This window comes from Bradyrhizobium sp. MI1.11, from assembly GCF_055811255.1.
The window spans coordinates 139,320-147,143 of sequence record NZ_JBVVPM010000018.1; the positions used below are offsets into that span (position 1 = coordinate 139,320).

At 61.1% G+C, this 7,824-nt stretch carries 8 protein-coding genes; 4 read left to right on the forward strand and 4 right to left on the reverse strand.

What is annotated here, in order from left to right:
• Window positions 1-15: 15 nt before the first annotated feature.
• Genes AC0L30_RS19595 through AC0L30_RS19605 form a run of 3 tightly spaced genes read left to right on the forward strand, consistent with a single transcriptional unit; the run spans window position 16 to window position 3,934 of the window.
• On the forward strand, window positions 16-2,787 hold the full coding sequence (locus tag AC0L30_RS19595) for a xanthine dehydrogenase family protein molybdopterin-binding subunit (protein ID WP_473404976.1): 2,772 nt from the start codon (window positions 16-18) through the stop codon (window positions 2,785-2,787).
• On the forward strand, window positions 2,784-3,308 hold the full coding sequence (locus tag AC0L30_RS19600) for a (2Fe-2S)-binding protein (protein ID WP_007591800.1): 525 nt from the start codon (window positions 2,784-2,786) through the stop codon (window positions 3,306-3,308). Before AC0L30_RS19595 ends, AC0L30_RS19600 begins: the two co-directional genes overlap by 4 nt.
• Before the next feature lie 8 nt (window positions 3,309-3,316).
• Window positions 3,317-3,934 carry an Isoquinoline 1-oxidoreductase subunit gene (locus AC0L30_RS19605; protein WP_219685699.1) on the forward strand — a complete coding sequence of 206 codons (618 nt, stop codon included), beginning with the start codon at window positions 3,317-3,319 and terminating at the stop codon, window positions 3,932-3,934.
• 70 nt (window positions 3,935-4,004) lie between these two features.
• Here AC0L30_RS19605 and AC0L30_RS19610 read toward each other — a convergent pair whose 3' ends face one another.
• From AC0L30_RS19610 to AC0L30_RS19625, 4 genes are all read right to left on the reverse strand, one after another.
• Complete coding sequence (locus AC0L30_RS19610) at window positions 4,005-4,481, reverse strand: GNAT family N-acetyltransferase (RefSeq protein ID WP_219685700.1); 477 nt, start codon at window positions 4,479-4,481, stop codon at window positions 4,005-4,007.
• A 55-nt stretch (window positions 4,482-4,536) separates the two neighbouring features.
• On the reverse strand, window positions 4,537-5,013 hold the full coding sequence (locus AC0L30_RS19615) for an NUDIX hydrolase (protein ID WP_219685701.1): 477 nt from the start codon (window positions 5,011-5,013) through the stop codon (window positions 4,537-4,539).
• A 210-nt stretch (window positions 5,014-5,223) separates the two neighbouring features.
• On the reverse strand, window positions 5,224-6,207 hold the full coding sequence (locus tag AC0L30_RS19620; protein ID WP_473404977.1) for an alpha/beta hydrolase family protein: 984 nt from the start codon (window positions 6,205-6,207) through the stop codon (window positions 5,224-5,226).
• A gap of 347 nt (window positions 6,208-6,554) precedes the next feature.
• Window positions 6,555-6,806: a hypothetical protein gene (locus tag AC0L30_RS19625; RefSeq protein ID WP_219685703.1), complete on the reverse strand. Its 252-nt coding sequence runs from the start codon at window positions 6,804-6,806 to the stop codon at window positions 6,555-6,557.
• Window positions 6,807-7,099: 293 nt separating this feature from the next.
• On the opposite strand from AC0L30_RS19625, the gene AC0L30_RS19630 reads away from it, so the two are divergent.
• Window positions 7,100-7,312, forward strand: a complete 213-nt coding sequence (locus AC0L30_RS19630) for a hypothetical protein (protein ID WP_219685704.1) — start codon at window positions 7,100-7,102, stop codon at window positions 7,310-7,312.
• Window positions 7,313-7,824: the final 512 nt, after the last annotated feature.

Genomic DNA, 7,824 nt, shown 5'->3' on the forward strand with positions numbered 1-7,824 from the left:
TACAAGGATATGATCATGAGGCCTTCGCGACGTGAGTTCGTGAAGTGGTTGTCGGCGGGAGGCATCTCGGTCAGCCTGTCACATCTGGCGTCCGCAGCCGGCGTGCCCTTCGCAGCGCACGAGACGCTGCCTGGACGCGGCAAGTTCAATCCCGCGACGGCGGGCGCCGGCCGGATCGACGGCGTCGCCAAGGTCACCGGTGCGAAGCTTTACGCTTCCGACTTCCGCGCCAATGATCTGCAGGGCTGGCCGCAGGCCACCTCGCACGCCATCCTGGTCCGCGCCAACGACGCCACGCATGTCTATACCGGGCTGGACCTCGCCCGCCTCGGCGGCGCGCTCAAGCCGTCGGTCGTGGTGACTGCCGCCGATCTCGACCGGATCGGGACCCAGGTGCCGGAGTTCTACGCGGGCGACCTGTTCTGTCCGATCGGCAAGACGCCGCTCTATCTGGGACAGCCGGTCGCGCTTTTGATCTTCGAGAAGTTCGACGCCTTCGATCAGGCACGTCTGGCGCTACGCGACGGCACGTTCGTCCAATTCGGCGAGGAGACCGGGCCAGTCGTCGTCCCCGATTACGGGGCCTTCCGCTTCACCCGCGTGGCAGGCCCCTCGCCTGACAAGCCGGATGTCTATTCGCCGCTCCAGGCCGGCTGGGTCTCGCCCAAGAAGGTCCAGAGCGCGGCGCTGCCAGTGTGGTCGCCGCTCGCGAAGGACATGCCCGCGGATTACGCCAAGGCGGCGAAATATGGCGAGCAGATCCGTGCCGAGCTTGCAGCGGATGACGCCTCCATGCTTGTGCTCGACCGCGAGTTCGAGACGCAATCGGTCGACCCGATGTTCCTGGAGCCGGAATGCGGGCTCGCCTGGTACGACGGCAAGGGCGGCAATCTCGAACTGCTGTTGGGCGTCCAGTCGCCCTACGAGGCGGCGGAATCGATCGCGCATCTCTTGGGCAAGGCCCGCGCGCCCTACAAGCCGGCGCACATCAACGCGCAGTTCGCCCATGTCGGTGGCGGCTTTGGTGGCCGCGATCACACGCCTTTCATTCTCTATGTTGCGCTCGCGGCGGTCTGCTTTCCCGGCAAGCCCGTGCGGCTGGCGCATGACCGCTACCAGCAGTTTCAGGCCGGCATCAAGCGCCATTCGATCAAGATGCGCTCGCGCATCGGCATCGATCGCGTGACCGGCAAGATCAAGGCGTTCGCCGCCGATCACGTGCTCGACGGCGGCGGGCTCGCCCATTTCTCGGCCAGCGTCGCCGTCGTCGCGGCCACCGGCGCGATCGGCATCTACGACATTCCGAAGGTCGACGTCAGGACCGTCGCGGTGCACTCGCGCGGCGTGAGCGCGGGCTCGATGCGCGGCTACGGCATCCTGCAAGCCATGACGGCCCTGGAGGTCCTGATCGACGAAGCGGCATCCGAGCTCAAGCACGATCCGATCGAATTCCGGCGGCGCAACGCGCTGCCGCAGAACGGTCGGACCATGACGGGCAATCCCTACATCGTCTCGGTGCGCACGCCCGAAATCCTCGACAAGCTCGAGAAGCATCCGATCTGGCAGCAGCGGGCGCAGTTCAAGCAGACCTCGTCGGATCGGCTGGTCGGCACCGGCGTCGCCTGCGTGACGAAAGATTATGGCTCCGGCGCAGACGGCTCGCTCGGCCGTGTCGAGCTCGCCCCTGACGGCAAGATCGTCATCTATTGCGATCATGTCGAGATGGGCAACGGCATCGGGACGGCGCTGGCCAACCGCGTCGCCGGCCATCTCGGCGCCATCGCCGACGAGGTCTCGGTCGCTCGCGTCGACAGCTATGACGTGCTCGGGCTGGTCACGTCGGGCGATCCCTCCACCATGGACCAGAAGACCCAGGATGCCGCGGAGAAAAACCCGCGCTGGGTGCCTGCGATCAGCTCGCCGACGAGCTCCTCGATCGGCGCCCATGTCGGCACCCATTCCGCCGCGGAAGCCGCCCGCGTCATTTTCCGGTTCGGCCTGTGGCCCGCGGCGCTCGAGCTGTGGCGCATCGCAAAGACTGATCCGCGCGCGGGACAATGGGCCAGCGCAAGCTGGAAGAACGGCCAGCTCACCATGCACGGCCTCGAACCGCTCGCCCTCTCCGTGCTCTCGGCAACAGCTCATTCGCGCGGCTTCGTCACCGGTGCGGTTGCGCACAGCTTCTCGCGCTGGGCGTGGTCGCGGGCACGCTTCCCGCTGCTAGGGGAGCAATACCGCGCCGACATCGACGCGCTGGCGATCCGCAAAGGCAACGGCAAGTTCGAGCGGATCAACCGCACCAGCGTCAAGTTTCCGCCGACCGACAACAACCGGATCGGCACCGCCTACACCTCGATGTGCGGCACGGTCGTTCGCGTCGAGATCGAGCGCGCAACCGGGAGCTTGCGCATCGCCAAGGCCTATAGCGTGCTCGAATGCGGCACCGCGCTCGTGCCCGAGGTGGTGATGGGCCAGGCCCAGGGCGGCTTCGCCATGGGCGTCGGCTACGCGTTGCTCGAAACCCTGCCCCCGTTCGAAGGCGGGCCGGGCAACGGCGAATGGAATCTCGGGCGCTATCTGGTCGCACGCGGCTCCGACCTGCCGCTCCGCGATCTCGAGATCGAGATGCTGAAGCCGCAGACGGCAGACGAAGCACCGAAGGGCATGGCGGAGGTCGTGATGATCCCGATCGTGCCGGCGCTGATCAACGCCATCCACGACGCCACCGGCCATCGCTTCCGTGCGCTGCCGGTCACCGCAAGCCTATTGAAGGGAGTGCTCGCGTGACGACCCTCAGCCTCACCATCAACGGCCAGAAGCACGGTCCGATGGACGTCCGCGACGATCTCTCGATGAATGATTTTCTGCGCGAGATGCTGGGCATGACCGGCACCAAGTTCGGCTGCGGCGCCGCGCAATGCCTGAGCTGCGCCGTCATCGTCGACGCGCCCGACGGCACCAGCACCACCAGCCCGACCTGCGTCGCGCCCGCCGTGAATTTCGACGGCAAGTCGATCCGCACCGTCGAGGGGCACGCGAAGGACGGCGAGCTCTCGACCCTGCAAAAGGCCTTCATCGCGCATTTCGCCTTTCAGTGCGGCTATTGCACCGCCGGCTTCCTCAATGAGGGCCAGGTCTTGCTGGAGCGCCTGTCGCGGACACCGGTGGCGCGCGAGGCACTGGAGCAGACCATCGCGGATGCGCTCGACGGTCATCTCTGTCGCTGCACCGGCTACGTCAAATATCACGAGGCGGTGCGCGACGTGATCCTCGCCGACTCCAAGCGCTACCTCATGGCCACCAAGTGACGCGCATCATGATCTCCGACCTGCGGTTCAAGATGATTGCTGTGGTCGCCGCCCTCGCCGGCAGTCTCAGTGCGGGCTTTGCGGCGTCGGGGACGGCAAGCCACGCCCTCGCCTCACCCGAGAGCTTTGCTTCGATCGGCGACACAGAGAAGCGTTCGGCCGCAATCTTCACCGAACTCGGCAAGGTACTGACGCATCCGCGCTGCACCAATTGTCATCCGGCCGGCGACAGGCCGCACCAGGGCGACAATGCCCGCCTGCATCAGCCACCCGTCACGCGCGGCGCCGACGGCCACGGCCTCGAGGCGATGCGCTGCAACACCTGCCACCAGAAGGCCAATTTCGAGCCCGGCCGCATGCCCGGCCATCCCGACTGGCATCTGGCCCCGCGCGAGATGGCCTGGGAGGGCAAGACTGTCGCCGAGATCTGCGAGCAGATCAGGGATCCTGCGCGCAATGGCGGCCGCAAGGTGGAAGACCTGATCGACCATATCGGCAAGGACACCCTCGTCGGCTGGGCTTGGAAGCCCGGCTTCGGCCGCTCGCCCGTGCCGGGCACGCAACAGCAGGCCGGCACGCTGGTGGAAGCCTGGGCGAAGACCGGAGCGGCGTGTCCGGCGCCGTGAGCGGGTGCTCACAAATTCGATTTGGATGAATAGCCGCTCTAAACTTGCGAGTAGATATCGTCAGCCCACGTTAAAGGAGTCGGCTGAGGACCAATTCCCGAGACCGCCGCACTTCGAAGTAAGTTTTGCCGCCTCGTTCGAATCCTGCCCGCTCGTAGAAGCGCAGAGTCGTCTCACGCTTGGACCCCGTTGCCAAGTGGACCTTATAGCAATCGGCCTGCGATGCGATCTCAAGCGCATAGGTGAGGACCCGTCGCCCGAGCCCTAATTTGCGATGGTCGGCGTGGGTGACTACATTCTCAATGACGCCATATGATCGGCCCCCCCGAGACAGATTGGGCACAATTGCGAGCGTGCACGACGATAGAAGCCGTTCACCTGCTTGCGCCACGATCACAGTCACAAAGCTCGATGAAAGCAGATTGGACCAGACGCGCTCAGCCGTAGCTGGCTCCAGTTGAGCTTCGTGAGGATGGAGATGCCTGTAAAGGTTCAAAACCTGATGCAGGTCGTGTTCTGTTGCGTGACGGACAATAGCATCTTTCATCTAGTGATCTCTTGCAAAGCAAGTCGCAGTTGCGGAGCATATTGCAACCACAATCTCATATCCGAGGCCGCACTGTCTCCAGAACGTTCAGAGCCTCCACCACCGAATTGTAGATCAATTGGTCATCCGGCTTGCGGTTTTCTTTGAGCTTCTCCACGTTCGCACGATCAACCCAGAGAGTTTCTGACAACTTGCCGGTTTCGAGAGCTGGTTTTGTGAGGTCCCCGTCGACGGTCACGATGAACTGTCGTTCTTCGTAGGGTGTCGGCCCATAGCTCCAATACTTAGGTGTTAGCTCAAGAACGATGTTCTTGAGCTGCCAACCTGTCTCCTCATGTATTTCGCGGCGCAGAGCAGAAAGAACATCCTCGTTGTCTTCGACGTGCCCGCCGATCAGGTCCCAACACCCGGGAAACAACCCGCGCGTCAATGAGCGCCTTTGCACAAAGACTCGTCCTCGACCATCAACCACCATCGCGTCCGCGATAAGCTGCTTTCTTACTGACATTTCGTCGGTCTCGGAGTGCGGCAAAGATTACTCCTAGAGGCGCCCACTTGAGGCCGACGCCGCGGTCTCAAGGTCCAATCTTGATCCCGACGTCCGAGGTCCGCAACGGTTCAAAAGCGGCGGATGCCGGGTTGCCGTCGGATTTGTCTCCAAGAGCCGACATGACGCGTTCAGGCGCCCCCTCGGCTAAGGGAAAAAGCGCTCCCTACTGTCGCGTTCCATGGATCGGCTGCTTTAGCGGCTCTCACCCTGGCGAACGAGAGTTTCTCGAAAGAAATCGATGATGCTGGCATTGAACTCGCGATGGAATGCCCTCCTGTCGAAACCTGGCGGATCAGCACAGAAGCGAGGAAGCTTCTCCGCGAACTCTGCCGAGCACGGCGACAGGAAAGCAAAATGACCGGCAGGCACCACACGCACTTCCTTCTTGCCGGGCAGCGACTCAGCAACGAGCGCTGAGTTTTTCGGGTCTACGCCTGCACCCCCAAACTCTGATCGCCAGATCAGCAGCGGGATTTTTATGTCTGCCAAGCGGTCGGCGGGAAAGGCAAAGTTAACTGCCGTATCGGCGAGCACTGCGGCTCGGATACGAGGTTCGTGAGGCAAGCTGTTTGGTATGTCGCCGCTACGGAGTTGCTCGCATGCCCGCGTTCGGTTCGCATCCGAGCAGTAAAGCGCAAATCTCCGGAGATCGGGATTGCCGCCCGCCAAAACCAATCCGGTATAGGCGCCGAGCGAAAACCCAAAGAAGCCGATCCTGGAGGAATCAATCGCAGCCCGGTCTTTCCAGTCATTCAAGATGAAATCAAGCAATCGGATAATGCTGGCGGGCCGGGATGCCAGAATGGAAAGGCTGTCTCGCTGCGAGGAATCGTTTCCATTGTCACCCGGAAGGCTGATCGAGGCGACGACAAATCCGGCGTTTGCCAGAGCCTGCACCGTGTCATCGTGTTGTCCGAACCAACCGCCGCGTCCGTGTGAGACAATCACGAGTGGCAATTTCGTTCCTGTGACAGGACAGTCCTTCGCACCTTCAATCGCTTCAATAAATTGGACGGTGAGTTTGCCGAGCGGCACTCGTTGCGCCGCTGCCGCGCAAGGGTACCATATAGCGCCGGCCAGACTTGGATCGGTATCCAGAAGCTGAACACCGGCAGCCTGTGCAGACGAGGTCAAGCAGCCGAGTACGGCAGCATAGATCCAATACAATCTGACCATCAGCGTCCCCATTCGCCAGCGAGCTATCGGATTAGCCCATGGCCGAAGTGTGTTGCGTGGCCGCATTGAACGCCGCTATCGGTCAAAAGCAGCCATCGCGCAGATTGCACGTCGGCTCACCTCCCGAAAGCGGCCGCCGCGGTGTTCTGAGCTAAGGTCCGTCACGGGCCACAAGCGGACGTCTACTGCGTTCTAAAAATGCTGCGTAAACAAAGACAGACCGACGCCAATCACAATCAAAATCATCATAACGCACGTGGGACGTACAGGCGTCGGCGCGCCAGGCCGGAACGTTCGCAATGTGATTGCAACATACAGCATCGGGATCAGCGCGACGGCTGAGACGGTCAAGATCGCCCACGGCGCCAGCGTTCGCCCGTGTAAAGCGCAAAACACAACCAAAGGAGCGTAATGCCTAATGTGGCAAAACCACTGCCAATGATTTTCAGCATGCCGAGAATGATTGCTTGAACACCCGAATCGAGTTCGTTGAAGGGCTTTCCAACTACGATAGCGTGATACGGCAGGTAAGCTTCGCGACGCATATATCTCACACCGAACAAGACTCCTCCGAGAGCCACAACAATCACCATGGCCAACGCCAAATCCTGCATCCTTTAGACCCCGCCTATTCGATGCCTTCGCCGATTTCGGCAACGAAGCTAGTACTCTTTATGGTTGTTTCAATAAAGGGTATCAACCCTGCTCGCGCACTTTATATCGCTTCGGCCCCGGTTTATCGGCGACGGCGGACGTCGCGGCGGCTGAGACGCTCGTCGGCATGGGGCCATTAACGGAAACAGTCGCGCTCTAGCCATTTGGAAGACTCCCTCGTCCCAAAGGCAGGTATGCTGCCGTTTGCAAGGCAGGCCCTGTTCCACGAGAAGGTTCTATGGACGCGAAATCAGCCGCACGATTTAAGCAGCACGCAGAGCGGGTCGTTGAGGAGTTATCCTTGGCGCTTACGCTCGCCAAAGAAGCCTCTCCAGCAGATGAGTTTCTAAGATTGAGGGCATCGATGGGCGATATCATCGCCCAGATAGACACCGTGCTTCAAGACAACATTTACAAGGATCATCCCGATCTGAACGGTATGAAATACTGACCGTTAACGTCAGCTTTGAGTCCAAGCGGTCCTCACCCGCATGCGCACGAAGGGTCGGCTAAGGGGCCAACAGGCGGCTCTCGCGGATAATCAGCACGATTTGAATTAAGCGTTTAAGTAACGCGAAAGAGCGCCTCCCTTACAGGTTGCAATCGTAACGTCGCAGATTGCATGCGGAAAAAGAGCGGGACGAGGCTGAGACGCTGTGATGAAATGGCCTCTGCCGTATCCAAGGTGCGGGGATGTGATGGGTATTCTATTCATCGTCGTTCTGCTGTGCCTTATAGCTATGAGCTTCTATTGGCTTCCACCTTCTAAGCTGAATAACGGCTTCGGTCCGAATTGGGATTGCACCCCTGTCCCTAATGGCCAACCGATCTGCATCAGAAAACTAGGTCAGTGAACAGGGTTCGCAGACGGAATTAGAGATGGCCACCCGTTGGAGCGGCCTCAACTTGTTCTGTCGCGCCAACTTCGCCATCAGCGAACGGTGCCGCTCACTCTGTCGTACG

Bases quoted from the DNA above. Each gene is read 5' to 3' on its own strand.
- AC0L30_RS19595 (WP_473404976.1), top strand. From the start codon at position 16: ATGAGGCCTTCGCGACGTGAGTTCGTGAAGTGGTTGTCGGCGGGAGGC.
- AC0L30_RS19605 (WP_219685699.1), top strand. From the start codon at position 3,317: ATGATCTCCGACCTGCGGTTCAAGATGATTGCTGTGGTCGCCGCCCTC.
- AC0L30_RS19610 (WP_219685700.1), bottom strand. From the start codon at position 4,481: ATGAAAGATGCTATTGTCCGTCACGCAACAGAACACGACCTGCATCAG.
- AC0L30_RS19620 (WP_473404977.1), bottom strand. From the start codon at position 6,207: ATGGTCAGATTGTATTGGATCTATGCTGCCGTACTCGGCTGCTTGACC.
- AC0L30_RS19630 (WP_219685704.1), top strand. From the start codon at position 7,100: ATGGACGCGAAATCAGCCGCACGATTTAAGCAGCACGCAGAGCGGGTC.